This is a genomic window from Alicyclobacillus sp. CIJ1 (genome assembly GCF_057538885.1).
The window spans coordinates 66,940-93,195 of the sequence record NZ_BAAJPH010000068.1 but is presented as its reverse complement, the minus strand read 5'-3'; the positions used below and the strand labels follow the sequence as shown (position 1 = coordinate 93,195).

The window sequence follows — 26,256 nt, the reverse complement described above, 5'->3', positions numbered from 1 at the left end:
CGTTGGACGCTCGGCAACCTATCCGCCGGGGCACACCGCCCCAGCTTGCGACAGAAGCGCGGGATGCGGGCGAAGCGCGCGTGTACCACGCCTTTCTTCTGCGCAAGGCGCCTTGGCCATGGCGGCGAGCGCTCTCCGCCGGCCTCAGCCTGTTTGCCGTGGTGGCGCTCGGCGCGCTGTTCCACCACCCAGCGGATGGGCTCCTGGCGTCCATTGGAGCCTTCACCGGCATCTATGCGACGGATTTGCCCACCGTTCGACTTGCCGCCAAACTGGCCGCCGTCGGCCTGGGGCTCACAGCCTCCTTTGCCATTGGCGCCGCGACAAGCTTCAGCCCGTACGCGGCCGCCGCTGCACTCGCGTGCGTAGGAGCTGTCGCGACTTACGTCGCCGTCGCCCTCGCCATGGCGCCACCGGGGCCTTTCTTTTTTGTGATGGCGGCCGCCATCGCGAGTGGACAGCCGCTGGGACATGCCATAGCCTCGTCCATAGCGCTCGTCCTCGCCGGAGCGGCCGTGGCCTGGGTGCTCTCCGTCCTCCTCGCCATCACGTGGCCTCGCCATGTGCCTGCGCACGCGAGCCGGTTTCGCCGCGTGAGCGCGCGGCGGATCGCCCCAATGTTGAGAAAGCATCTTCGAGTCCGCGATACGGCGTTCATGGGCGCCCTCCGGATGGCGGTCGGTCTCTTCGCCTCTGCCGTCATTGCGCACGCCATCGGCAGCCCTCGTAGTTATTGGGCGGCCGTCGGGTGCGCGGCGACCCTCGTCGGCATGACGGTGATGGGCACGTTGCACCGCGCCATCCAGCGCGCTTTGGGCAGCGCGCTCGGCGTCGTCTTCGCGGGTGCCATCTTGCGCGCCTATCCCCGCCCGATGGAGTTGGCGCTCTTGCTCTTCGCACTCCAGACCGTTGCTGAACTCCTCATTCCGCGAAACTACGGCCTCGCGGTCATCTTGATCACGCCGCTCGCCATCCTCATTGCCGAGACGGGACACGCCAGCCTCGGCGCGCCTGCCATCGTCCAGGCTCGGCTATGGGACACGCTGCTCGGATGCGCCATTGCGCTCGCGCTCAGGCTCTTGTGGAGACTGCCGCGCGGCGCCTGAACCCCGCATAGGCGGCGTTCCCACCCGAACGTCTGCACCTCATCCCGACGCCTGTCCCTTTGTTTCGACATGTTTCGCTTTCCAATGCAGCCGCCATGCGCTACACTTCGACATGCATGGGAGATGGGCATCACTCGACATCTTGGCCGGCGCGGAAGAATCGGGGCTTCGTCCCGATTCTTTCTGTGCTTTTAGGGGGCTTGTCGACAACCCGCCCATGCGCCCAATCTCTCGCCGCACAAAGGAGCGCATGCTGCGTTGAACCACGATTTTCGCCGCGCCTATCCCTACGCCCTGCTCGCCATTGGGCTCACGGTGCCCTTCTGCGCAGCCTGGGGCTTGTACGGACAGACCCACAGCCTTCTCTGGATCCTTATCGCCGTCGCGTGCGGGCTGGAGTTCTTCCCCCTCCAGCTTCCCGGCGGGCGGCAGTGGTCCACATCCGTCTTCTGCTATGTGTGGGCGGCCCATCAATTCGGCTTCTGGGCGGCGAGCACCACCATCTTGTTCAGCGTCATCGCGGCATTCCTTCGTTCTCTCGAGAGCAAGCTCACAGGCACGCACTTGAGACACCTTCTCATCTCGCTCGGCGCGCGCCAACTCGCGTTCGTCCCAGCTTACGCCGTGCTTCACGACGCGCTTTCCCTGCCCTACCTGATTCGATCCGCCCTCGCCGCCGTCCTGTTCGAGCTCGTTCGCTTCGCCGCGCTCGCATGCGGTCAAGGCGCCATGCGGCGGCTCGGCTCGGCGTTCGCGGCGCTTCGCGGCCTTCACCTAGTCGCGCTTATCATTCCCGCGTCGCTCGCCTCGCTTCTCTCCGCGCACGAAGCGGATTGGGCCGTCACGCTTCCCACCGCGGCGCTGTTTTTGAGCTTCCTCTGGCTATCCCGCGCCCACGCGCGCCTCGCCGACGAATGCGAGTCGGCGCGCCAAACGTATCGCGTCATCGCGGAACACTCGGCCGATCTCGTCCTCGTCGCCGCGTCGAGCGGCGAAATCACTTTCGCGTCTCCCGGCTTCCTCGCCGCCGCCGGCTTCAGCCGCGAATCCTTCGTCGGCCGCTCCGTGTTCGATCTCGTCGCGCCCGAAGACTTCGCCCGCTTCGACGAGCTGTTCACGCCGGCCGGTGCAAACGGCCAGGAGCACGATTTGGCGCTCGAGATTGACGGTGTGCGCGTCGACGTCGCGCTGCGCCTCACCCTCATCCGCTCGGGCACGTCCCATTCCGCGAGCTACATCCTCCAGGCCCGCGACCTTTCGCCGCGCCTGCGCAGGGAAGCCGCCCGCCGCCGCGAGGAGCGGCTCGAAGCCGTCGGCCAGCTCGCCGCGAGCATCGCGCACGAGTTTCGCAACCCTTTGACGACCGTGATGGGTTTTGTGCAATTGTTTCGCTCGCAGTTTGACGAGCATGCGCCTGGCGCATACGAGGCCATCTGGGGCGAACTCGAGCGGATGAAGGACGTGATCGACGCCCTGATGGTGCTCGCCAGACCCGAGGCCGTCAAACCCATTCCGTGCAATCTCGCCGAGATGGCCCGCACCGCCGCCGGCGTGTGCGAACCGCTCGCCCTCGAACGAGGCGTGCCGGTCGATCTCGGGCCGCTGCCGCCGGCCCAGGTTCTCGGCCACCCAGGCCAATTGCGGCAAATGATGGTTCACCTCCTGCGAAACGCCATCGAGGCGGCCGCAGAAACGCGAGGACGGGTGGTTCTGTGGGTCACGGCGACGGAGGCCGAGGCCATCGTGCACATCCAGGACACGGGGCCCGGCATCCCGGACTCCGTGCTCGAGCACCTGGGCGAGCCGCTGTACCACACGAGGGAAAAGGGGACAGGCCTCGGGCTGATGGTGGCGCATCGCATCGTGCAACTGCACGGCGGCCAGATCCACTTGCGCCGCACCGAGGCGCCCACGGGCACTTTGGTGGAAGTGCACCTTCCGACGCTCCGGAGATGACGCGCTTTGCCACGCGCCTTTTCCGCACACTGGGCAAGGCGCGTGGCCCGGATGCCGAGCACACCTTGCGTGCACGGCTGCCGCCCATCTTTCCAATGCATGTCTTTGACAGACAAGCTTGTCGTAGCTTATAAATAATGACGAGCTGCCCATCTGTAAGCGCTGACAGCCGGAGAGACAAAACAATCGGTTGTTTACATGGGCAAGCGCCAGCCATTCGGAAGGGAGGTGCACACGGTGAACGACACCCAGAAGCCGTCCACCAAAGCGAAGCGGTGGTGGTACCTGCTCATCCTCGCACCCGTCATCGGATCGCTGTTTCCGGGCCTGTACGGATCGCTCAAGCCGGAGCTGTGGGGCATCCCGTACTTCTACTGGTACCAGATGCTCTGGATCATCATCGCGGCCATCATCACCGCATTTCTGTACAACATCCTGAAAGACGACTGAGGGTAGGGGGGTGAATTCATGCAGATCAACTGGACTGCGTTCTCTATTTTTATTATTTTCTTTCTCTTTGTCGCCGTTCTCGGCTTTGTCGCGGCAAGATGGCGGCGCGGCGATTTGTCTCACCTAGAAGAATGGGGACTCGCGGGGCGCCGGTTTGGCACGCTCATCACGTGGTTCCTCGTCGGTGGAGATCTGTACACGGCCTATACCTTCATCGCTGTGCCGGGACTCATGTATGGCAAGGGCGCGCTAGGCTTTTACGCCGTGCCGTATACCACCGTCGTCTATCCTATCTTCCTGTTGATTCTCCCGAGATTCTGGTCCGTCGCCAGATCCAAAGGCTACGTCACCGCCTCCGACTTCGTACAAGGGCGCTACGGAGATCGCCTGCTGTCGTTTGTCGTAGCGCTGACGGGCATTGTCGCGACCATTCCGTACATCGCCCTGCAGCTCACGGGCATGCAGGCCGTCATTACGGCCATGGGCATCCCAGGCAGTTGGCCGCTCATCATCGCGTTCATCATCCTGGCCCTGTTCGCCTATACGAGCGGCCTGCGCGCGCCGGCGATGATCGCCATCGTGAAGGACCTCATGATCTACATCACCATCATCGTGGCGGTCATCCTCATCCCCATCAAGCTGGGCGGCTTCGGGCCTATCTTCCACGCGTCGGCCGCGGCGCTCGCCAAGCACCATCCGCCGGGGTCCATCGCGCTGTCGCCGAAGCTGTACGCGACGTACGGGACGCTCGCACTGGGCTCCGCGCTCGCGCTGTTCCTCTATCCACACGCGGTCACCGGCGTGTTCAGCGCCTCCAGCCGCCGCGTCGTGAAGCGGAACATGGCGCTGTTGCCGGCCTACTCATTTGCGCTCGGCATCATCGCGCTGCTTGGCTACATGGCGCTCGCCGCGGGCGTTCACACCAAGTCGACGAGCGAGGCCGTTCCGCTCCTGTTCCTGAAGGAGTTCCCAACCTGGTTCGCAGGCTTTGGCTTTGCCGCCATCGGCATCGGCGCGCTGGTTCCGGCGGCCATTATGTCCATTGCGTCGGCCAACCTGTTCACGCGCAACATCTACAAGGCGTTCTTCGCGCCGAACGCCTCGCATGAAAACGAGGCACGCATGGCGAAGATTGTGTCGCTCATCATCATTCTCTTGGCGCTCGTGTTCATCCTCGGGTTCCCGCAGCAGTACGCCATCAGCATGCAGCAGGTGGGCGGCATCCTCATCCTGCAAACGCTGCCGACCGTCGTGTTCGGCCTCTTCACGCGCTGGTTCCACCGCCGGGGGCTCTTCCTCGGCTGGCTGGTGGGCATCGTGCTCGGCGTCCTCATGTGGGCGAGCACCGGCTACCAGTCCACGAGCTACACGGTGGGCGGCGTGACCGCATACGCCGGCATCTGGGCGCTCATCGCCAACATCATCGTTGCACTCGTCTTCAGCGCCATCTTCCGGGCCATGGGCCTGTCCAACGGCGAAGACGAGACGAGCCCTGCCGACTACCGTCTGGACGTGGAAACCTCCGCCTGACCAGGTCACGACAACTTGCCGCGCAAAACGGGGTCCGAATCGGGCCCCGTTTCGCTTTGCACGCGCAAGACCTCATGCGCGCCGCGCGGAGGTGCAGGGATACAGCGTCCGGGCAAGACCCTCGCCCAGCGCAACGTTCGCCGCGATGCTCAGGCATACCGCGGTGGCATATGCCGCACCAAACGAAAGCCCCGCGGCGTGCACCCCCAGCCAGGTGAATCCGCGGTTCAGCGCGTTGGTGTCGAGAAACACGTAGCTCCTTACAGCCCAGCGCCTGTGCCCGTCAGGGCGGCGCTTTCGGGCCATCCAGTACACCAGAAACGCCGTGACCAACCAGTACACGTTCAAGAGATTGAACGCGATGGTGACCAACTCGCCCCCCGTCGCCTCGGGCGCGAGATAACCGCTCGTCCCATCCACGCCAAGGACGCCCGCGAGGTACACATAGCCCACGGCGCGATGCAGCACCGGGTGCGCGCGGGCTCGCGTCCAGACGAAGTTCAGCGCGCCCGCCAGGATGGCGACAAGCGCGCTCGCCACGTGAACGTGAAGGGCGACGAGCCACGCCCCATGGGACAGATGGCGGTGAAGCCCCGTCTTGTGGGCGAGGAACGACACATCCCCCGGATCTGCGATGAAGCTCTCGTAGGCCATGTACACCACGTACAGCGCGGCCACCGAAAAGACCGCGCTGCCAACCCACCCGATTCGCTTCCTCGTGGGAGACGACGCCACAGAACCCCCTCCATCGGCCAACATCCGCCGTATCCTTCTCGGCCGATGGCTTGAATCCCTGCTCAAGGATAGATGTGGCGCCCGCGGGCGTCCGGAATGCCACACTTTCGATAAAAATAGGTGTTGATCACGTCCCGCCACTCAATGGCGCGCCGCATCTGATCCTCGAGCCGCGCGAGGACGCGCTCGAAGCGGACGGGATCGATCCGCCCCTGAAGCCGCCGCCACGCCTCCATCATCCAGGCCACCGCCTCGACGCCGTCGAAGTGCGCGTCGTAGATGTGCTGAATGACCGTCTTCCCCGAGTGCAGCACGTGCGTGTACGGCACGTGGTGAAAGAAGAGGAGCAGCTCGTCCGGGCACGTCTCCAGGTGCTCGTACAGGCTTCGCACCGGCTCGTGGTACTGGCCGGTGTAGCCCGTGCCCGTGGCCATCGTCCGATCCACGCCCACGCCCTGCCAATCCGCGTAGTGGTACGTGCCCCACTTCGAGTACTCATACCCCTCCGGATTGGGCCCGTCGTGGTGGCCTGGGTTTACCATCCAGCCCACGCCGAGCGGCGCCGTGTACGCCTCGTACGCCGGCCAGGAGGCCATCAGGATGCCCACCACCGCGCGGACGACATCCGGATCCTCGCCGTACGTGAGCCGCGCCCACTCTTGCGCGATCTCGGCCGGGTCAAGCGACGGATCCCAGGCGAGGCGGCCAAACGCGTACAGGTTGGCCTGCGCCAGCGAGTGTCCCGTCCAGTTGACATCGTCGCCGACATTCGCGACGCCCGCCACGCCCCCTTGCGGCCGCCCGAACAGCCTGCCGCTCGCAATCTCGGCCACGGTCGATCCCGGCCCGCGCGCGTGCGTGTCGAAGTCGAGCACCTCTTTCCACATCGGCGCGAGATAGCACACGTGGCGCTGCTGGCCGGTGTACTCCTGCGTGATCTGAAATTCGAGCATCACGTTCGTCGCCGAAAGCCCGCCGAAGAGCGGCGAGACCGGCTCGCGCACTTGAAAGTCCATCGGCCCGTTTTTGATCTGAATCAGGACGTTGTCCAGAAAGCGGCCGTCGAGCGGCACGAAGTGATCGTACGCCGCCCGGGCGCGGTCGGCGCGCCGATTCCGCCAGTCCATGAGGCAGTTGTACACGAAAGCCCGCCAGATGACCACGCCGCCGTGAGGCGCCAGCGCTCGGGCGAGCATGTTCGCGCCATCGGCGTGATCGCGCCCGTAAGTGAAGGGACCGGGCCGGAACTCGGAGTCCGCTTTCACGAGGAAGCCGCCGAAGTCCGGGATGTGCTGATAGATGCGATCCGCCGCCGCAGACCACCAGTCCTGGACACGCGGATCGAGCGGATCTGCGGTCGGCAGGTCGCCGAGATCGACGGGGCTCGCGAAGTTGATGCTGAGGAACAACCGGATGCCGTACGGGCGGAACATGTCGGCCAGCCGCGCGACGCCCGGCAGATGCGCTTCCGTGAGGAAGCGCGTCTCGGTCTCGTGCACGTTGACGTTGTTGATGGCGATGGCGTTCACACCGATGGACGCCAAAAGCCGCGCGTAGTCCCGCACGCGCGCCTCGTCAAAATCGATTTGTCCTCCGCGAAAAAACAGCGATTTCCCCGCGTACCCGCGCTCAATCGTGCCGTCGGCGTTGTCCCAGTGGTCCAGCATCCGCCAGGCGTTCTGGGGTGAGGAGATGCAAGGCTCGTGGAGCGGTTCACAAAGCCGTAGGCGGCGAATCAGGTGGAACACGCCGTACAGCACGCCGGCAGACGTCCGCGACACAACCGCGGTGCCCTGCCCGTCCACCGGCACGATGGCGTACGCCTCGTCCGAAGGCGCGCTGGCGAGCGCGGCCTGCGCGTCTTCACGAAGCCCGCGCGGCATCGCTGACAAAAGCCCTATGGCGACGCAGGGGGCACTCGGCACACCACCCGGGTCTGCCGCCAGGGGCTCGGGGCTTTCTCCGCACGCCGCGCGAACCGCGCGCGCCCACTCCGCCGCCGCGGTGCGAAGCACCAAATCTTCGGCCGGGCCGTACACTGCCATCCGCCGCGCCGCCTCCGGCACACCGTGGGTCAGAGGGCTCTCCTGCAACCAAGCGCAGTAGTCGAGATCGCCCTGAGAGGTGTTCGTCAAGGTGCGTCACCTCACACGTAGCCGTTGGCGAGAAACCCGCCGTCGGCGATGAGAATGGTGCCCGTGACGTAGTCGGAATCGCTTGAGGCAAGAAACACCGCTGGGCCCGCGATGTCGTCGGGTTGGCCCATACGGCCGGCTGGGATGCGCGCGACGAGCTTCTCGGGCTTGTGAATGCCGCGCTGGATGTAATCGCGCACAATCTCCGTCATGATGAAGCCCGGACTAATGGCGTTCACCTGGATGTTGTGCTTCGCCCACTCCACCGCGAGCGCCTGCGTGAGCTGCCGCACGCCGCCCTTGCTCGCCGCATACGTCGCCCGCTCCGGGATCCCTGCGTGCGCCACAATCGACGTGATGTTGATGATCTTTCCGCCCTGCCCGCGCGCAATCATCCCGCGCCCCACCGCCTGACAGAACAGAAACGTCCCGTCGAGGTTGATGTTCAAGCACGCCTTCCATCGCTCGAAGGAGAGATCCGTGGAAGGGGCCGCCACGGAGATGCCCGCCGCGTTGACCAGAATGTCGATCCGGCCAAAGCGCTCCTCGGCGGCCGCCACCGCGCGCTCGACGTCCGCCGGATTCGACACATCGCACACCACCGGCAACGCGGCGCGCCCCGTTTGCGACGCGATCCACTGCGCCTGTGCCTCAAGCTCAGCCTCCGTCCGGCTGACGAGGCAAACGTCGGCGCCCTCCTGCGCGAACCGGCGCGCAATCGCCGCGCCAATACCCCGCCCGCCGCCCGTGACGAGCGCCACCTTATCTTGTAACCGCATGTGCTGCACCTCCTCGCGCCGGTCAGGGGCCAAAGAACGCCGGATGGCGGGCTTTGATTCCAGGCAGATCTTCCATCAGCTTCGCCAGGTGATGGTGCATCGCCTCCGCGGACCGGTCGGCGTCGCCCGAAAGCACCGCCTCGGCGACCCGCTCATGCTCACCGACGAGCCGCTTCATCCGTTCCGGCTCGAAGAGCGAAAGCATCCGCACCCGGTTCAGATGCCCCCGCATCTGCGCCACGATGGCCGTGAGCGTCTCGTTGTCGAAGTGCTGCAGAAAGATCTGGTGAAACGCATCATCCGCGTGCATGAATTGAAGCGCATTCCCCGCCTCGGCCGCCTCCCGCTGGTCCTGGAGCGATCTCGCCATCTCCCTCTCCAGCCGGGCACGCACCGACGCGTCCCGCGCGACGTCCTCCGCGACGCGGCGGATGACCGCAAGCTCCAGGCTCTCCCGGACAAATCGGGTCTCTTCCACCTGCCGCTCCGAAATCAGCGCCACCTTCATGCCCCGCTGAGGCAGCACCTCAATCAGCCGCTCCATCGCAAGCGCGCGCACCGCTTCGCGCACCGGCGTGCGGCTCATGTTCAACATGCGCGTGAAATCCGACTCGTAGACCGTCTGCCCCGGATGCAGCCGAAGCGACAAAATCTCCTCGCGGATGGCCTCGTACGCCTGCTCTCCGAGCGTCTTCTTGGCCACACCGTAGGTCACACCCGCGATCACGCCTCCACCTCCTCGCAGTCTCAAGTCGATCGACATTGTACCGTATACTTGTATACCCTAGCAAACGCCGCATAGTTCACCTTCCGGTGCGCCGCCGACTTCGGAGCCAGCGGCGCTCCCGAGGTGATCCATCTCAGCCCATCGACTTGATGGCCTGCGCCAGGTTGGCGACGTTCGGCGTGCCAATTCCGGAGGCCGGATCGTACCCGGGCACCGCGGACCAATACCAGTTGTTTCCGGTCGTCAAGTCGTTGAACGGCTGATTCGCCCCGTACCCATTCTGCTGCATGAGTTGGTAGAAGACCGGGTTGAGGAAGCCGACGCGGCCGCCGACGTACTGATCGATGAGCGCCGTGATGCCGTTCAGCTGCGGCGCCACAAAGCTCGTGCCACCGTAGCCTGCGAGCCAGCCGCCCCCTGCGCTCCAGTACACGAGATAGCCCGTCTCCGGATCCGCGTCCATCGAGACGTCCGGCAGATTGCGACCCGCGTAATTGCTTGGCAAGTTGTAGGTGAAGGGAGAGCCGTACAGCACGCCCTGCGAATCGGTGAAGGCCTGGTTGGCCGCGCTGTTCTGGACGCCGCTCACGCCACTTTGGTACCACGGGCGCGGAAAGATGACGCTCACGCCGCCGCCTGTCCCGATGGGGAACAGGCCTTGATAGCCGAGATTCTGCAAATACTGCCACGACCACGGCTGCTCCTGCGTGATGTTGACTTTGCCGAGCGAGAACGTGGCGGAAAACGGCACCGTCGTGCCACCCGCGGCCGTGACGAACGGATCCGACGCCGGGAAGTCGACCGTCAGCGGCGTGGAGAATCCCTGCGAAGGCGGGAAATCGCGCGCGGTGTCGTACGCACCCGAGTCTCCGGCGGCCGCGTAGACGGAGATGCCCTGTGCCGCCGCCTCCATGAACGCCTGCGTGAAGGCGAGCAGCTCATCGACGTACGACTGGCCCTGGTTCATCTGAGGCAAATAGTCGATCTCCGGCTGCCCCCAGCTCACGGACAACGAGTCCACCTGGTTGTCGGACACCGCCTGGTAGAACGCGTCGATAAAGCCCTGATCGGTGTTCGGCGCATCGTACACCACGACATTGGAGTCAGGCGCAAGGCCACCCGCCTGCTCGACGTCGAGCGCCGTCTCGACCGACCCATCGTCCATCTGGCCGCCGCCGTCGACGTTCACCATCTGAATGCGGTTCTGCGAGACGTGCAGGCCGATGCCCTTCCAGTAGGTGTAGGCGTCCTGTGGGTTGAAGCTCGACAGCGTGACAATGCCGACCGTCTCGCCCTTGCCCGTGATGCCCTGTTGATAGAGTGGACTGATGTCGTAGCGATTCGCCGTGTCGCCGACGGTGTAGCTCCCCGGCGTGCCCGTCGCCGTGCTGCCTCCCTTCGGGAGCACTGCTTTCGGCGAGGACGTCCCCGACACATTCGGCGTCTTCACGGTGAGCGACTGCGCCGCATTGGCCGTATCAAGCCCCACCACTGCGAGCACGTTGGTGAGGAGCGCCACCGGAATTTGTGGCGGCTTTTTCGGCGCCCGGAACACCTGGCCATTTGCCTTGAACAGGTCGATCACGGTGTTGAACGCATTGTCAAACTGCTGGATGGTCCCCTGCACCTGCAGATCCAGGTGATCCGCGCTGACACTCACCACCTGCAGACCGTACTGCTGAAGTTCCTGTTCAATCTGCTGAATGGTCTGAGACGAGGGCGCGAACTGCGCGGCGAATTGGCTCGTCGTCAAAAACTTGTGATACTGTGCGCTGCCCGGTGTCTCTGTCTGCTGGATATAGTTCTGCAAAGCGGTCGGGTTCTGCACGCGCAGAATGACCGACGCCGTGACGGTCTGGCTCGCGTTGGCGGGTCCCAGATCCTGCGCGTTTTCCGTTGACGGATTGGCGAGCGGCGCCGCCTCTACGGCGTCTGCCTCCATGGTCGGAACCCCGACAGCCAACATGCCAAGCGCGGCCGGGAGCCCGAACGCAAGTCGTTTCCACAGTCCCACAAGAACGCCCCCTGTTGTCCGAATCGAAGCTTGCGCGGGATGGATTCGGCAACGCCGGCCAGGATTCCTGCCACGAAATGCATCGATTTTTGTAGAAAAAGCAGGAAAGCGGCGCAAGTCGCAACTCGCTCGACTTTGCGCCGCCCTCCCATCGCGCCGAGGATCTAGGCGAAAACTCGCCAGACCAACCTCACGCCCCCACGAGGTTGCCCGATGCGGGAATGTCTTCTTCCACCGTGGTTGCCTCCACGACGCGCGCCTGAAGTTCCCGCGCGTGCCGCTCGGTTTCTTCATCGCTCCAACCGCATGCCGCAGCCATGTACCGGATGACGGCGTTCTGGTTCTCCCGCACCCAGCCGATGTCGAAGTACAGCGCGCCTGTCCGCCGGATGAAGAAGTCGGACGGCGTCACCACCATCTCGTGCCGCAGGCCGTACGCCAATTCCGCGTACACATCCGGCCTCAGCCCATACGCCTCTGCGCGATCCCGCCCGGACACCAGCAGGTTGAACACGACATCCACATTGGTGCCATAGCGGCGGGCGAGGCGCCGCGCATCCCCCTCCGCCAGGCCAAGCTTCACGCCGCGCTGCACGCGATCCTCGACAAACGCCGGCATCTTGTCCGATCCGCCGAAATCCCCGCCCGAATACGGGATCTTGTCCGTGGTGCACGGTCCAAAGCGCCGCCCTTCTTGGGCGAGATGGCGCGCCACCATGTCAACGACCTTCTCCGCCATCTTGCGGTAGCCGGTGAGCTTGCCGCCTGCAATGGTGAGGAGTCCGGACGGCGAGACGAACACCTCGTCCTTTCGCGAGATCTCGGACGGATCTTTGCCTTCCTCGTGGATGAGCGGCCGAACGCCCGCCCAACTACTCTCGATATCCGCCGCCGTCAGCTTGACGCTCGGGAACATGAAGTTGACGCAGTCGATGAGATAGTCCCGATCCGCCTTGGTCATGCGGGGATGGACGAGATCGCCGTGGTAATCCGTGTCGGTAGTGCCGATGTAGGTCTTGCCGTCTCGTGGAATGGCGAAGACCATGCGCCCGTCGGGCACGTCGAAGTACACGGAATTTCGAAGCGGAAACCGCTTGCCGTCCACCACGATGTGCACGCCTTTGGTGTGATGCAGGGTTTTGCCGGACTTGGACCCGTCCTTCTCCCGGAGCTCATCGACCCAGGGGCCGGTGGCGTTGACGACCTTCTTCGCTCGGACGGCGAACGTTTCGCCGGTGAGCACGTCCTCGACTTCGGCACCCGCGACGCGGCCCTCATGGTAGAGAAAACCGGTGGCCTTCGCGTAGTTCAGCGCGATACCGCCCATCTCTACCGCCTTTTTCAGAATCTCGAGCGTGAGGCGGGCGTCGTCTGTCCGGTATTCGACATAATAGCCGGCGCCCTTCAGGCCATCGCGGCGGAGCAGCGGCTCGATCTCAAGCGCCTGCTCGGCGGTGAGCATCTTGCGCCGCTCGGATCGCTTGACGCCCGCGAGCTTGTCGTAGATGTAGATGCCCACGCTCGTCGCCAGCCAGCCGTACGTGCCGCCCTCGATGATGGGCAACAGCATCCACACGGGGGTCGTGATGTGCGGGCCGTTCTCGTAGACGATGGCGCGCTCCTTCCCGACCTCGGCAACGAGCCCTATCTCAAACTGCTTCAGATACCGCAGGCCGCCGTGCACGAGCTTCGTCGACCGGTTGGATGTGCCCGCAGCGAAGTCTTGCATTTCGACGAGCGCCGCCTTCATGCCCCGCGCCGTCGCGTCGAGCAGGATGCCCGCCCCCGTGATGCCCCCGCCGATGATGAGCAAATCAAACGGCTCGCCAGCCATTTCCGCTTTGATGGCCGATCTCGCCATCGTGGAAAACCGCGCCTCCGCCATGTTGTATGCCTCCTTTACCTCCGAACAAGAGAAAAAACCACAAACCAAGCGCCTCTCTCAGGCACCTGACCTGTGGTTTTCTCATCGTCTCAACCATGCTTGATGAACTTGTCAAGTTGATTATATCTTCCGCGAAGGCGCGGATCTACGAGCCGTCACACGTCCTCCTGCGCCCAGCCCATCGTGCGCTCCACGGCGCGCTGCCAGCCGCGATACAGGCGCGCCCGTGTTTTCGCGTCCATCTGTGGATCGAAACGGCGCTCGATGTCTCCGCTCTGGGCAATCTCGTCCTTGGACCAGAACCCCACCGCGAGCCCGGCGAGATACGCGGCGCCGAGCGCCGTGGACTCGGTGATCCGCGGCCGCTCTACTGGTACGCCGAGAATGTCCGCTTGGAACTGCATGAGCAGATTGTTCGCCACCGCGCCGCCATCCACGCGCAACGACTTGAGTTCAATACCGGAATCCCGCTGCATGGCGTCGAGGATGTCTTTCGTCTGATACGCGAGCGACTCAAGCGTGGCTCGAATGATGTGCTCCTTGCGGGTTCCGCGCGTCAGGCCGAAGATGGCGCCGCGCGCGTACATGTCCCAGTAGGGCGCACCGAGCCCCGCGAACGCGGGCACGACGTACACGCCGCCTGTGTCCTCCACCTTGCTCGCGAAGTATTCCGAGTCCGCCGCCGCGTCGAAGAAGCGCAGCCCGTCGCGCAACCACTGAATCGCCGCGCCCGCGATGAAGACGCTTCCCTCGAGCGCATACGTGACTTTGTCCTCGAGCCCCCAGGCGATGGTCGTCAACAGCCCGGACGGCGACGCCACGGGTTTCTCGCCTGTGTTCATGAGCATGAAGCAGCCCGTTCCGTACGTGTTCTTGACCATGCCCGGTTCGAAGCACGTCTGTCCAAAGAGCGCCGCTTGTTGATCTCCTGCGATCCCGGCGATGGGGATGTTCGCGCCGCCAAACGTGTGCTCGTCGGTGTGGCCATAGATGGACGAGGAAGGGCGGACCTCGGGCAGCATGGCGCGCGGGATGTCGAGGAGCTTCAGGAGATCATCGTCCCAGTCGAGCGTGTGAATGCTGAAGAGCATGGTGCGGGACGCGTTCGTGTAGTCCGTTACGTGAACCTTGCCGCGCGTCAGGTTCCACACAAGCCACGTGTCGATGGTGCCGAAAAGCAACTCGCCGCGTTCAGCGCGCTCGCGAGCGCCCTCGACGTGATCGAGAATCCACTTGATCTTCGTGCCGGAGAAGTAGGCATCGATGACTAGGCCCGTCTTGTCGCGGATGAAATCGGCGTGCCCGGCCGCCTTCAGTTGGTCGCAAATGTCGGCCGTGCGGCGATCTTGCCAGACGATGGCGTTGTAGACGGGTTTGCCGGTCTCCTTTTCCCATACCACAGTGGTCTCGCGCTGGTTGGTGATCCCGATGGCCGCCACCTGTTCCGGGGACACGGCCGCCTTTTCGAGCACCTCGCGCGCGACGCCGCTCTGCGTCCCCCAGATCTCCATCGGGTCATGTTCGACCCAGCCGGGCTTCGGATAGATCTGGGTGAACTCCTTCTGGGCGATGCTGTGAATGCGCCCGGCGCGATCGAACAAAATCGCGCGGGAGCTGGTTGTGCCTTGGTCGAAGGCGAGGATGAACGTTCGTGCGCCCATAATACCCTCCACAAGAAACGAGTCTGCGGTCGATACAAACAGACGGCGGACAAAGCCCGCATGGCGAACCACGCGTCATTGCCGCCGTCTCAGACGCTCAGAGGCTAACCTTTCAACTTGCCTCCACTGTACCGTGCCGCACGCATTCTGTAAAGGGTTTCAGTTGGGCTGCGGGCCGTCGCGCGCCACTCCCTCACCCCAACCCCTTGATCAAGATGCTCCCCACCATGTCCGCGGCCCTATCGAGCCTATCCGCAGCATTGCTCAGGTGCCGGTACACCTCGCGCATGCGGAAGATGTGGTGCACGTCCTGACTCAGGAACAGCTCGGCGTTCGACTCCCGATACAGTTCCTCCATCCGATTCTCCATCTTTTTCGCCCTCACAATCGCCGCGTGCACAGACGGCCCCGGCTTCACGAGCCCGGCCACCGCCTCGGCCAAGGCATCCACGCCTTCCTTCAGCGCCTCCGCCATTTCATGAATGGCGGTCTCAAACGGAATTGCGTACACCAGAAACTCCTGCACCGTCGTGTGCGCATAGTCGAGAATGTCGTCCAGGCTGCGGGAGAGATCATAGATATCCTCCCGATCCATCGGCGTCATGAAGCTGCGGATCAGCTCCTCGATGATCGTCCGCCGAATGGCGTCGCCCTCCTGCTCCAGCGCGCGCATCCGCTCCGCATACCGGCGCAGCTCGGCCTCACCCGGCTTCACCTCCACAATCTCGCCGAGCAAATGCACCCCTCGTTGTGCCTGCCGCGCCTGCGCCTCCAGAAGCGCGAAGAACCTTGACTCATGCGGGCGAAGCCACTGCGCCAGCTTGCTCATCGGTATCCCCCCCAAACAAACAGTTGTCCCGTCACACATCCGACGATAAACGCGAGCGGCATGGTCATCATCCACACCCCAGCCATCTTCCGCACCACCCGCCAGCGCACCCGCCGCGCATGCGCGCTCGCCCCCACGCCCACGAGCGAGCTGTCGAGCGCCTGCGTCGTGCTCACCGGCCCGCCCAGGCTTGAGGCCGCGATCACGACGGCCGCGGTGGCAAATTCATTCATGACGGCGTGAATGGGACGGATGCGAAAGACGTGGCCCTGAATGGTGCGCGCCACGCGCCAGCCGCCCATGAGCAGTCCCACCAGAAAGGCCGCGGTTGAGAAGCCGACCATCCACGGCGCCACGTGAAATGTGCCGCGGTGGTGCGACACACCCGTCACGAGCGCCAAAAGGCCCAGGGTTTTCTCCGCATCGTTTGCGCCGTATCCTATGCATACGCAAGCGGATGTTGCAATCTCCGTCCAAAGCGCCGCTCGTCCCGCTCGCGCGGACACACGTCCCAGAAGGAGCTTCGCGACAATGTGGGCCACATATCCCGCGACGCCGGCCAGGACCACGCTCAAGACGAGCCATCCCGCCACGCGCCCGACGCTTGCCCAGTGAACCCGATCCATCCCCAGCATCACAGCTCCCACTCCGCCCATTGCGCCTACGAGCGCAAACGTGATGCTGGTCGGCAGCCTTGACACGTAACACGCGGCAAGCGTCAAGAGCGTCGCCATCAGCGCGGCCGTCACAACGGGCAAGCTGAGTTCGGCAAGCGGCAGAATGCCGGCGCCGATGGTATTAGCTACTCGCGTTCCGACGAGGAACGGAGCAACCGCCATACATGTGCCGATCTCGACGATCACGACCGCCACCGGCAAGATTCGCGAACTCGCGAGCACCGCGAGCAAATTTCCTCCATCGTTCAATCCCGAGAGCGCCGAAAAGATCGCTACGAGAGCGTATGCTGCGAGAACACTCACCCATTGGCCACCCCCTTAGATCTCACCACGTTGAGATTGGGAGTAGAAGACATATTATAACGTGCGATGGGGAGCTTGAGAACGTGTTTTTGGAGCACATATGACACACGATAAGTCAAGTTCTGTGGTACAAGGGCAGCTCAAAGAGACACCATCATGACATGAGGTCCCGTCGGCGTCGGGATACGTGATCATTGCGTCTCCTTGCGGCGACGAACGTCATTGAAGAAGCGCGAACCTGAATCGATGGCGAAAACCCAAGGGGTTCGCGAAATGCAAGGATTCTGCGTGGGGACTGGATTTTTGGCCAGGGTGAGGATATGATGAGGGCAGTTGGGAGATCTGAAAAGTCCACGGGTCGGAGAGGTTCGCGATGTTCGCCCGGAAAGCCGCACCAGGAGCGGGCTGTGAAGCGTGGCGTTGATCCGCCGAGATCGTCGGCGGCCCCATTGAAGACCAAATCGTCGCGCCGGAATCCTGCGGGAAGGTGCCGTTGATCCGCCGAGATCGTCGGCGGCCCCATTGAAGAGCCCGGTTCCCGATACGCGCAGGCCCTGAGCTTCGGCGATGTTGATCCGCCGAGATCGTCGGCGGCCCCATTGAAGAATGCACGAGCGCAACTCCAGGCCATTCATTACGCCATGTTGATCCGCCGAGATCGTCGGCGGCCCCATTGAAGAATATAGACTTCTAGCATTGCGTCTTCATCTATGCGGTTGATCCGCCGAGATCGTCGGCGGCCCCATTGAAGGCTACAGGGACCTAATAAAGGATATTATTGGAGGGTGGTTGATCCGCCGAGATCGTCGGCGGCCCCATTGAAGGCTGTTCGCGCTCGTGGTACTGGTTGTGCTTGGCGCGTTGATCCGCCGAGATCGTCGGCGGCCCCATTGAAGGGTGATACCTGGATTTACACAGAGAAAGCGAATCGCGCAGTTGATCCGCCGAGATCGTCGGCGGCCCCATTGAAGGTCCGACATGTACCTGATGACCAAACAGGGCGTGCAGTTGATCCGCCGAGATCGTCGGCGGCCCCATTGAAGGTCGGACTCGACGCGAAAAGCCGCGCGCCCTGGGGCAGTTGATCCGCCGAGATCGTCGGCGGCCCCATTGAAGGTCCGACATGTACCTGATGACCAAACAGGGCGTGCAGTTGATCCGCCGAGATCGTCGGCGGCCCCATTGAAGGTAAATACATCTCAATATCAAGATGCCAAACATCAAGTTGATCCGCCGAGATCGTCGGCGGCCCCATTGAAGGCTCATACTCCACATTGATGATCATACAAATCAGCCTCGTTGATCCGCCGAGATCGTCGGCGGCCCCATTGAAGGGGGCAGGGAATGCCCATGAAATGGAACTGAGCCATGTTGATCCGCCGAGATCGTCGGCGGCCCCATTGAAGCGGTGCGCCGAGGGCCTGTGCGCTTGCAACAGCCGCGTTGATCCGCCAAGACCGTCGGCGGGCTCGCCTTGCAGCTTCCCTTCTACCTGGTTCAGATGATGCGAGTATGCGCGCCCTAAACCTCACGTTGACGTGAGTTTCTGATTGGCGTACACTGGGGTGCGGCAGAAGCTGAGGAGGTGGAAGATGGATCGCGGCAAACTGTGGACCGTGGAAGCCGTGGCGGAACGGTTGGGTGTCACGCCGCGCACGCTCCATTATTACGAAGAGAAGGGCCTCATCCCTGAGGTTCCGCGAACACCGGGTGGACATCGGGTGTATGACGAAGACACGATTGAACGCATCGAACACATTCTTCGCCTCAAGGAAGCCCTGGGCTACTCGCTGCAAGAGATTCGGTCCATTCTCTCCACAGAAGACCAGTTAAAGGCCTATCGGGCGCGCATCGCAGAAGGTCAGGAGCCCGAATACAACGTCCAAATGCTTTCGGAATCCGTGCACTTGCTCGAGGACGTGATTCGCCACATTGACGAAAAGATGTTGAGACTTGCGGCCATGCGGGAACATTACATGAACCGATTGACACGCATTCGAGCCCGTCTAGAGCGCGAGGAGGAAGCAACAAGGGCGGTTGGATTTCAAGACCAAGAGGGTGAGTGAGGAATTTGGATGCGAGAAGTCCTGCTTACAAGTGGATTGCGCTCTCCAACACCACGCTCGGCGTGTTGATGGCTTCCATCAATGGCACGATTCTTATCATCGCACTGCCCGTCATCTTTGCAGGGATTCAGGTCAATCCGCTGCAGAGCGGGCAGACGAGTTTGTTGCTCTGGGTCCTGATGGGCTTCAACGTGGCGACGACGGTGTTACTCGTGACGTTCGGCCGACTGTCCGACATGTTCGGCCGCGTTCGCCTGTACAACCTGGGATTCCTGGTGTTCACCGTCGGCTCGGTGCTCTGCTCGCTGACGTGGAGCCATGGCAAAGCAGGAGAATTGGAGCTCATCATCTTCCGCATGATCCAGGGCATCGGCGGTGCATTCCTCTTTTCCAATAGTGCCGCCATTCTGACCGACGCGTTCCCCAACAACCAACGCGGTCTTGCGCTTGGCCTGAACCAAATCGCCGCAGTGGCGGGCAGCGTCGTGGGCCTTGTGCTGGGTGGGATCCTGGCCTCGACCGGGCATTGGCGTTACGTGTTCCTCGTCAATGTGCCCATCGGGATCGTCGGAACCGTGTGGGCGTACCTGATGCTGAAGGAGATTGCCAAACCGCAGCGCAACGCGAAACTCGACATCCCGGGTAACGCGACCTTGGCCCTCGGCGTCCTGGCCCTCATGCTCGCGCTGACCTATGGCATTATGCCGTACGGGGGACACAGCATGGGCTGGTCGTCGCCGATGGTCATCGCGCTCCTGGTCGGCGGCGTGGTGATGCTCGGCGTGTTCGCCGTGATCGAGCGGCGTATGCCAGATCCGCTGTTTCGCCTCGAGCTGTTCCGGATCCGGCCGTTCACGCTGGGCAACGTGGCGCTGTTCATGGGATCGCTCGCGCGAGGCGGCCTGAGCTTTATGCTGATCATCTGGCTGCAGGGGATCTACCTGCCATTGCACGGCGTGTCGTATGAGAACACACCGCTTATCGCGGGGCTTTACACGCTGCCGCAGATGGTGGGATTTCTTGCCGCCGGACCGCTCAGCGGCTACCTGTCCGACAAATTCGGGCAGCGCGCCTTCGCGACGGGCGGCCTGCTTGTGAGCGCGGCCGGATTTTTGCTGCTCGCCGCACTTCCCATCGATTTCAACCGCTTTGCGTTCTGGGCGGACATCTTCGTCATCGGCGTGGGGATGGGGCTGTTTGCATCGCCGAACAACGCCTCCATCATGAGCTCCGTACCGGCGCAGTACCGGGGCGTGGCGTCCGGCATGCGCTCCACCTTCAACAATGCGGGGCAAATGATGAGCATGGGGATCTTTTTCTCCATCGTGGTGGCCGGGCTCGCGGCGCAGCTGCCACAGGCGCTCGTGTCGGGGCTCACGGCGCACGGCGTGCCGGTCAAGGCGGCGGAGGCCATCGCCAAACTTCCGCCCACCTCGTCGCTGTTCGCGGCGCTCCTCGGGTACAATCCGCTCGAGTCCCTGCTCGGCCCAAGCGGCCTGAACGTGCTGAGCAAGCTACCCGCATCCCAGGCGGCCGTGATCACGGGCAAGCACTTCTTCCCGACGCTCATCTCGTCGCCGTTTCACACCGGCCTCGCCCTGGCGTTTGTCATCTCGGCGGTCCTCATGGTGATTGGCGCAGTGGCCTCGATATTTCGAGGCACGTACCAAGAGCCTCAGGCCATGCCGACGCGCGAAGCGGAGCGCATCGCCAAGTGAGGCCGACGTACAACCCACCTACATCTGCCACAGTTCCTTCACGGAGGTGGTCACCGCCGTCGCGCCAGCCGCGACGGCCCGCTCCACGTCCTCCTTCGTCCGCACAAAGCCTCCCGCAAGCACCGGCAGGCCCGTCTGCTCGCGAATCTCCGCAATGAGCTGCGGCACCACGCCCGGCAGGACCTCCAGGTAATCCGGCTTCGCCTGCTGCAGAACGCGGTAACTTGTGCGCAGGCTGTGCGAGTCGATGAGAAACACGCGCTGGATGGCGATCACGCCCTGCTTCTTCGCCGTCGCAATCACGCTCGCATGCGTGGAAATGATGCCGTACGGCCGGATCATCTGGCACAGAAACTGGGTCCCCGCCTCGTCGTGCTTCAACCCTTGAATCAGATCCGCATGGAGGATGAGACGCTTTCCCGCCTTGTTCGCCAGGCGCATCAGGCTCGGAAGCGCGGTGAGATTCGTCTCCAAGAGCACCACCACCGGATGCGGCCCCTGCATCAGCTCCTCGAAATCCTTTGGGCTGCGCACCGCAGGAAGCACGCGCCGGCCCTCGAACGGATTCATGCCCGCCTCCGCTCCGCGGACGACCGCTCAATCACCACAGGCCGGATGCGCTCCACCTGCTTGGGCAACTCCTCTCCCTTGATGAGCCGCATGAGCATGGCGGCCGCCTGCTGGCCCTGCTGAAATACCGGTTGCTGAATGGTCGTCAGCGCGGGCGTGCTCGCCTCCGCCACGTCCGTGTCGTCGAAACCCAGGATGGAGATATCGTCTGGGACCCGAAGGCCCGCGCTCGCCGCCGCTCGCAGCGCGCCGATGGCCATATAGTCGTTGAAGCAAAAGACCGCCGTGGGGCGATCCGGCGCCTCCAAGATCCGGCGCATGCCCGCCTCGCCGCTCTCCATGTCGAACTGCCCGTGCGCCACCCACTCCTCGCGCCAGCTGAGGCCGAGATCGCGAAACACCGCCTGCACCGCCTGTAAGCGAAGCACGTTGTCCACGTGTTCCGCCGGGCCTGCGATGACGCCGATGGCGCGATGGCCGAGATGATGCAGGTGCCGAATGGCCAATTCCACGCCCGCGGCTTGATCGATCACGACGCAGTGCCCGGGGCTCGCCGCCGGGTCCTGTTGCATATAGACCACAGGGAATTTCTCGGGCAGTTCCTTCAACAACCGCTCCGTCACGCCGCTAAACTGGGGCAGCACGAGCATCCCGTCGACAGAATGTTCGAGCGCTTTCTTCGCTAAAATATCGAGTTTGTCGGGCGTGATGATGTCAAACTGCATTGCATAGTTGTCCTCGGCAAGCACCTTCGAAATGCCTGCGAGCATGGGAAACAAATACCCGTTCAAGCGCGGATCCAGGCTTGGATTGACGATGTAGAATCCGATGGAAAAGACCTTGCCCGCGCGCAGACTTCGAGCGCTCATCTTCGGGTGATAGTTGAGTTCGCGCGCGGCTTCCAGCACTTTGCGCAGCGACTCCTCGCTCACGCGCTTGCCGTTCAGCGCCCAGGATACCGTCGTGGGCGAGACCCCGGCCAGCCGCGCGATGTCCTTCACCGTGGCCACGTTCAATCCCTCCCGGTGCTCGAATGCGATGCAATGCGGAAACCGCTGCCGTTGGAATCGCGAAAAAGATGCTCATTGACATTATAGACAACCGACGCTATAACGAAAGTAAATCGATTTTACTAAATCGTTTTGATCTTGGTGAAACCGCTTTCGTCCATGGAGGGATCGCGTTGAAGAAGACTTGGTCCGCTTCGCTCGCCGCCGTCATCACGCTGTGGACCGGGGCGTCACCCACATGGGCCGCGGCCCATCCCACGGCCCATCTGGCCTCGCAACATCGCCCGAGCCTCGCCACTCGCGTGCGCGCCGACGACCTCGTGTCGACGTCCATGACCACGGAGATGCAGGTGATTCACGACGCGCTCACGGTGCCCGAGCTCAACGCCGTCCAGGCCGCAGCACAGGCAGCGTCCAACCTGTCGACGTCGCAGTGGCTCCAATGGCTGTATCCGAATGCGTCCCCGGCGACAAGCGCGCAGTCCCAGGCCGCGCAGGCCGTCGCCAGCCTGTTCAACCTGGCCACGTACGGCGCCGTATCGACTCGCGGGAGCAACGCCGCGCAGATTTTACAGACGCTTCAGTCGATTTCTCCCCTGCTCTCTTCGCCCGCCGTCGGCCTCTTCTATCAATCGTTTTTGACCGTCATCGGCCAATCGTCCAAAGCCATCTTGGCCGGCCAAGCCTCGAGCTCGACCGTCGGCAACGCGCTCGCGCAGGCCGCGTCCTTGTCCCCCACCATCTCCGCCTACCTGCGCCAGAATGGGCTGTCTCCGTCCGATCTCGCCCGCACCTGGTCGAGCTTTGAAACGCAAGTCGATCCGCAGGGCGCCGCGCAGACCGCGCTCATGACCCGCATCTGCACGAACGCGCTCGGCTTCGGCGCGCCCACCGCCAGCGCCACCATCACCGTGAACGCAGCCGCGAGCCTCCAGGCCGTCCCCGCCACCGCCTTTGGCCTGAACGCGGCCGTGTGGGACAGCGGGCTCAACTCGCAGACCGTCATCTCCGAGGTGCAGGCGCTCCATCCCACGCTCATCCGCTGGCCCGGCGGCTCCATCTCGGACGTGTACAACTGGGAGACCAACACGCGCAACGATGGGGGCTACGTCAACCCCAGCGACACCTTTGACAACTTCATGCAGTTCGTGAACGCCGTAGGTTCCACGCCCATCATCACCGTCAACTACGGCACCGGCACGCCCCAGCTCGCGGCCGACTGGGTCAAGTACGCCGACGTCACCCATCACGACAACGTCCTCTATTGGGAGCTCGGCAACGAGACCTATGGCAACGGCTACTACAACGGCAACGGCTGGGAGGCGGACGATCACGCCGTCCCGAACCAACCGCAGAAAGGTAACCCCGGCCTGAGCCCGGAGACCTACGCGCAGAACGCCCTGCAGTTCATCCAGGCCATGCGCGCCGTCGATCCCAACATCAAAATTGGCGCGGTGCTCACCATGCCGTACAACTGGCCCTGGGGCGCCACCGTGAACGGCAACGACGACTGGAACACCGTCGTGCTCAAGGCGCTCGGCCCGTACATCGACTTCGTCGACGTGCACTGGTACCCCGAGACTCCCGGCCAGGAGACCGACGCCGGGCTCCTCGCCGACACGGATCAGATCCCCGCCATGGTGGCGGAGCTCAAGCGCGAGATCAACGCATACGCCGGATCGAACGCAAAAAATATCCAAATCTTCGTGACCGAGACCAACAGCGTGTCCTACAATCCGGGGCAGCAGTCGACGAACCTGCCCGAGGCGCTGTTCCTAGCGGACGATCTCGCCGGCTTCGTGCAGGCGGGCGCGGCCAACGTCGACTGGTGGGACCTCCTGAACGGCGCCGAGGACAACTACACGAGTCCCAGCCTCTACGGCCAGAACCTGTTCGGCGATTACGGGCTGCTGTCGTCCGGGCAGACCACGCCCAAGGGCGTTCAGGAGCCGCCTGAATACACCCCGCTGCCGCCGTACTACGGCTTCCATCTCGTGTCCGACTTCGCGCGGCCGGGCGACACCTTCCTGGGCTCCGCCTCGTCCCAGAGCGACATCGACGTGCACGCGGTGCGGGAGCCAAACGGCGACATCTCCCTAATGCTCGTCAACCGCAGCCCTTCGACCATCTACAGCGCAAATCTGAACGTGCTCGGCGTGGGGCCCTACGCCATCACGAAGGCGCTCGTGTACGGCGAAGGATCGAGCGCCATCACCCCAGCGCTGACACTGCCAACCGCCCAGTCGATCAAACTCATGCCGTACAGTGGCATGGATCTCGTCCTACACCCGCTCATCCCCGCGCCGCACGCCGCCGCGTCGGTGACGGACACCCTGGCGCTCTCCTCGCCCACCGTGACTGCCGGCGGCTCCGAGACCGTGACCGCGTCGTTCAGCTCGGATAGGCCCGTGCACGGCGCGACGGTGGAACTTGAGCTGTACGACTCGACGGGCGATCTCGTCGCGAGCCACGAGGTGACAGGCGTGGAGATTGCGCCAGGCGCGCCGGCGAGCGAATCCTGGAGCTTCGCGGCCCCATCCGCCAACGGGACCTACACCGTCGAGGCGTTCGCGTTCGATCCAGCCACAGGCGCCACGTACGACGCCGATACGGCGGGCGTAACCTTGACCGTGAATCAGCCGCCCGCTGCCAAGTACGGCGACATTGTCACGAAGAACACCATCATCACGGTGAACGGCACCACGTACAACGTGCCGGCGCCGGACGCGAGCGGCCACTATCCGTCGGGAACCAACATCTCCATTGCGCCGGGTGACACGGTGACCATCCAGACCACGTTCGCGAACGTCTCGTCGACCGACGCGCTCCAGAACGGGCTCATCGACGTGGAGGTGGACGGGCAAAACGGCGCCATCTTCCAAAAGTACTGGCCGAGCACCACGCTCCTTCCCGGCCAGACCCAGACCGTGACGGCCACCTGGCAGGTGCCGTCGTCGGTGACCGCGGGCACGTATCCGCTCAACTTCCAGGCGTTTGACACGAGCAACTGGACGGGCAACTGCTACTTCACCAACGGCGGCGTGGTCAACTTTGTCGTGAGCTGACCCGCTCGCCCCTGCCAATGCCGGATGGCGCCCGCGGGGGCGCCATCTGCGCGTCCGGGCTTCCTGCCGTCGCGCGAATGCGCGCATCGGGCCCATCGCCCGCGGGCATGCGCTCGCCTCGACGGATGAAGACCGGAACCTTCTGTCAGCGGAACGTGAGCAGGATGTGGATGAGGAGCCCCGCGGAGACCCACATCATGAGGGCGGAGATGCGGTTGATGACGCGCTTCAGCCCCACCCCCGCCGCGGCGCGGCCCGCCACATGGCCGAGCGTCATGAGGAAGAAAAACCAAACCCACGAGACAAGTGCGCACGCCGCCGCGAACGACGCCCTCTCGCCCCAAGTGCCGTACACGGCCGCGCTCCCGCCGATCACGGCGAGCGTATCCATGAGCGCGTGCGGATTCAGGAGGGAGACCGACATCGCGAAGCCCATCTGCCGACGCGGCGACCAGACCTCGGATGTGACGGCGTCGTCATGGTCAGGATTTTCGCGCCACGTCTGAAAGCCCATGTACAACAGAAAGGCCACGCCCACGATGCCAAGCGCGACGCGCAGCCAAACGATATGAAACACGGCGCCCGACACCCCAAAGACCGCGAGCGCCACGAGAAACGTGTCGCAGAGGGCCGCCGTTACCACGGCCGGCAGGGCCGCCAGCCATCGCCGGTGCAGCGCGCCTTGGCTGAGGAGGAATCCGTTCTGCATGCCAATCGGCAGGATGAGCGCAAAGGCCAAAATCAGGCCGTGCCAAAACGCGCCGACCATGCGAAGCCCCTTTCCGGCGTTCGTTCAACCGATTCACAATCCTCCGTTGATTCCAAGCACAGTGGGAATCACGCCGAGAACAGCCCAGACGGTCGCCATCCACAGCCTCTTCCTTTTCGACAACCTCACCTGAAACATGCGCGCAAACGCCCAGGCAAAGAGCAAGCCTACGGCGAATTCAATCGCCGCGTACAAGAGAAGAAGGAGAATTTCGGCGGCGAGCACGCATCACGCCTCCCCGAAGGACACAAGAATTCACGAGCTACGGCGA

General features: G+C 63.6%; 20 protein-coding genes and 1 CRISPR repeat array. Of the genes, 7 read left to right on the top strand and 13 right to left on the bottom strand.

The genetic code is table 11. From position 1 onward, the window contains the following. The first annotated feature begins 2 nt into the window (after window positions 1-2). The 4 genes from AC27E8_RS05995 (at window position 3) to mctP (ending at window position 5,042) form a co-directional block, all read left to right on the top strand. Window positions 3-1,106, top strand: coding sequence for an FUSC family protein (locus AC27E8_RS05995; protein WP_487097321.1), 1,104 nt, complete (start codon window positions 3-5; stop codon window positions 1,104-1,106). A 258-nt stretch (window positions 1,107-1,364) separates the two neighbouring features. After that, complete coding sequence (locus tag AC27E8_RS05990) at window positions 1,365-3,062, top strand: two-component system sensor histidine kinase NtrB (protein ID WP_487097323.1); 1,698 nt, start codon at window positions 1,365-1,367, stop codon at window positions 3,060-3,062. A 237-nt stretch (window positions 3,063-3,299) separates the two neighbouring features. Beyond that, window positions 3,300-3,512 carry a DUF3311 domain-containing protein gene (locus AC27E8_RS05985; RefSeq protein ID WP_008337877.1) on the top strand — a complete coding sequence of 71 codons (213 nt, stop codon included), beginning with the start codon at window positions 3,300-3,302 and terminating at the stop codon, window positions 3,510-3,512. Window positions 3,513-3,530: 18 nt separating this feature from the next. Then, entirely contained in the window at window positions 3,531-5,042 is a 1,512-nt protein-coding gene (gene mctP / locus AC27E8_RS05980) for a monocarboxylate uptake permease MctP (RefSeq protein WP_487097325.1), read from the top strand. A gap of 72 nt (window positions 5,043-5,114) precedes the next feature. On the opposite strand, the gene AC27E8_RS05975 is transcribed toward mctP, so the two are convergent. The 9 genes from AC27E8_RS05975 to AC27E8_RS05935 form a co-directional block, all read right to left on the bottom strand. Then, window positions 5,115-5,777 (bottom strand): DUF2306 domain-containing protein, encoded by a 663-nt coding sequence (locus AC27E8_RS05975; protein ID WP_487097326.1) that lies wholly within the window; start codon window positions 5,775-5,777, stop codon window positions 5,115-5,117. 62 nt (window positions 5,778-5,839) lie between these two features. Continuing rightward, on the bottom strand, window positions 5,840-7,912 hold the full coding sequence (locus AC27E8_RS05970) for an alpha-glucuronidase (protein WP_487097327.1): 2,073 nt from the start codon (window positions 7,910-7,912) through the stop codon (window positions 5,840-5,842). 11 nt (window positions 7,913-7,923) lie between these two features. Then, window positions 7,924-8,691 (bottom strand): SDR family NAD(P)-dependent oxidoreductase, encoded by a 768-nt coding sequence (locus AC27E8_RS05965; protein ID WP_487097328.1) that lies wholly within the window; start codon window positions 8,689-8,691, stop codon window positions 7,924-7,926. A 22-nt stretch (window positions 8,692-8,713) separates the two neighbouring features. Further along, window positions 8,714-9,418 carry a GntR family transcriptional regulator gene (locus tag AC27E8_RS05960; RefSeq protein WP_487097330.1) on the bottom strand — a complete coding sequence of 235 codons (705 nt, stop codon included), beginning with the start codon at window positions 9,416-9,418 and terminating at the stop codon, window positions 8,714-8,716. 133 nt (window positions 9,419-9,551) lie between these two features. Continuing rightward, window positions 9,552-11,432 carry a S53 family peptidase gene (locus tag AC27E8_RS05955; protein ID WP_487097332.1) on the bottom strand — a complete coding sequence of 627 codons (1,881 nt, stop codon included), beginning with the start codon at window positions 11,430-11,432 and terminating at the stop codon, window positions 9,552-9,554. A gap of 190 nt (window positions 11,433-11,622) precedes the next feature. Further along, complete coding sequence (locus AC27E8_RS05950; protein WP_487097334.1) at window positions 11,623-13,317, bottom strand: glycerol-3-phosphate dehydrogenase/oxidase; 1,695 nt, start codon at window positions 13,315-13,317, stop codon at window positions 11,623-11,625. 155 nt (window positions 13,318-13,472) lie between these two features. Continuing rightward, entirely contained in the window at window positions 13,473-14,978 is a 1,506-nt protein-coding gene (gene glpK, locus AC27E8_RS05945; protein WP_487097336.1) for a glycerol kinase GlpK, read from the bottom strand. Between the two features lie 193 nt (window positions 14,979-15,171). Further along, entirely contained in the window at window positions 15,172-15,807 is a 636-nt protein-coding gene (locus AC27E8_RS05940; RefSeq protein WP_487097338.1) for a DUF47 domain-containing protein, read from the bottom strand. Then, window positions 15,804-16,787 carry an inorganic phosphate transporter gene (locus AC27E8_RS05935; RefSeq protein ID WP_487097339.1) on the bottom strand — a complete coding sequence of 328 codons (984 nt, stop codon included), beginning with the start codon at window positions 16,785-16,787 and terminating at the stop codon, window positions 15,804-15,806. The genes AC27E8_RS05940 and AC27E8_RS05935 overlap by 4 nt, the downstream gene beginning before the upstream one ends. Window positions 16,788-17,206: 419 nt before the next feature. Then, window positions 17,207-18,194: direct repeats of the CRISPR family, unit length 37 nt; unit sequence GTTGATCCGCCGAGATCGTCGGCGGCCCCATTGAAGG. A 185-nt stretch (window positions 18,195-18,379) separates the two neighbouring features. Here AC27E8_RS05935 and AC27E8_RS05930 point away from each other — a divergent pair. Continuing rightward, on the top strand, window positions 18,380-18,853 hold the full coding sequence (locus AC27E8_RS05930; protein ID WP_487097341.1) for a MerR family transcriptional regulator: 474 nt from the start codon (window positions 18,380-18,382) through the stop codon (window positions 18,851-18,853). Continuing rightward, entirely contained in the window at window positions 18,850-20,571 is a 1,722-nt protein-coding gene (locus tag AC27E8_RS05925) for an MFS transporter (RefSeq protein ID WP_487097342.1), read from the top strand. Before AC27E8_RS05930 ends, AC27E8_RS05925 begins: the two co-directional genes overlap by 4 nt. A gap of 18 nt (window positions 20,572-20,589) precedes the next feature. On the opposite strand, the gene AC27E8_RS05920 is transcribed toward AC27E8_RS05925, so the two are convergent. Together AC27E8_RS05920 and AC27E8_RS05915 are read right to left on the bottom strand one after the other, a co-directional pair. Beyond that, entirely contained in the window at window positions 20,590-21,141 is a 552-nt protein-coding gene (locus tag AC27E8_RS05920; RefSeq protein ID WP_014462963.1) for a glycerol-3-phosphate responsive antiterminator, read from the bottom strand. Beyond that, window positions 21,138-22,151, bottom strand: coding sequence for a LacI family DNA-binding transcriptional regulator (locus tag AC27E8_RS05915; RefSeq protein ID WP_487097344.1), 1,014 nt, complete (start codon window positions 22,149-22,151; stop codon window positions 21,138-21,140). Before AC27E8_RS05915 ends, AC27E8_RS05920 begins: the two co-directional genes overlap by 4 nt. Before the next feature lie 173 nt (window positions 22,152-22,324). On the opposite strand from AC27E8_RS05915, the gene AC27E8_RS05910 reads away from it, so the two are divergent. Continuing rightward, window positions 22,325-25,216 (top strand): alpha-L-arabinofuranosidase, encoded by a 2,892-nt coding sequence (locus AC27E8_RS05910; protein WP_487097346.1) that lies wholly within the window; start codon window positions 22,325-22,327, stop codon window positions 25,214-25,216. A 145-nt stretch (window positions 25,217-25,361) separates the two neighbouring features. Here the strand turns inward: AC27E8_RS05910 and AC27E8_RS05905 are convergent, their stop codons facing one another. Together AC27E8_RS05905 and AC27E8_RS05900 are read right to left on the bottom strand one after the other, a co-directional pair. After that, window positions 25,362-25,985, bottom strand: a complete 624-nt coding sequence (locus AC27E8_RS05905) for a LysE/ArgO family amino acid transporter (protein ID WP_487097348.1) — start codon at window positions 25,983-25,985, stop codon at window positions 25,362-25,364. Between the two features lie 33 nt (window positions 25,986-26,018). Beyond that, the gene (locus AC27E8_RS05900) at window positions 26,019-26,210 is read right to left on the bottom strand and encodes a hypothetical protein (protein ID WP_487097350.1); all 192 of its coding nucleotides are present in this window, start codon (window positions 26,208-26,210) and stop codon (window positions 26,019-26,021) included. Window positions 26,211-26,256: the final 46 nt, after the last annotated feature.

Bases quoted from the DNA above. Each gene is read 5' to 3' on its own strand.
- AC27E8_RS05950 (WP_487097334.1), bottom strand. From the start codon at position 13,317: ATGGCGGAGGCGCGGTTTTCCACGATGGCGAGATCGGCCATCAAAGCG.
- AC27E8_RS05930 (WP_487097341.1), top strand. From the start codon at position 18,380: ATGGATCGCGGCAAACTGTGGACCGTGGAAGCCGTGGCGGAACGGTTG.
- AC27E8_RS05965 (WP_487097328.1), bottom strand. From the start codon at position 8,691: ATGCGGTTACAAGATAAGGTGGCGCTCGTCACGGGCGGCGGGCGGGGT.
- glpK (WP_487097336.1), bottom strand. From the start codon at position 14,978: ATGGGCGCACGAACGTTCATCCTCGCCTTCGACCAAGGCACAACCAGC.
- AC27E8_RS05920 (WP_014462963.1), bottom strand. From the start codon at position 21,141: ATGAATCCGTTCGAGGGCCGGCGCGTGCTTCCTGCGGTGCGCAGCCCA.
- AC27E8_RS05940 (WP_487097338.1), bottom strand. From the start codon at position 15,807: ATGAGCAAGCTGGCGCAGTGGCTTCGCCCGCATGAGTCAAGGTTCTTC.
- AC27E8_RS05905 (WP_487097348.1), bottom strand. From the start codon at position 25,985: ATGGTCGGCGCGTTTTGGCACGGCCTGATTTTGGCCTTTGCGCTCATC.
- mctP (WP_487097325.1), top strand. From the start codon at position 3,531: ATGCAGATCAACTGGACTGCGTTCTCTATTTTTATTATTTTCTTTCTC.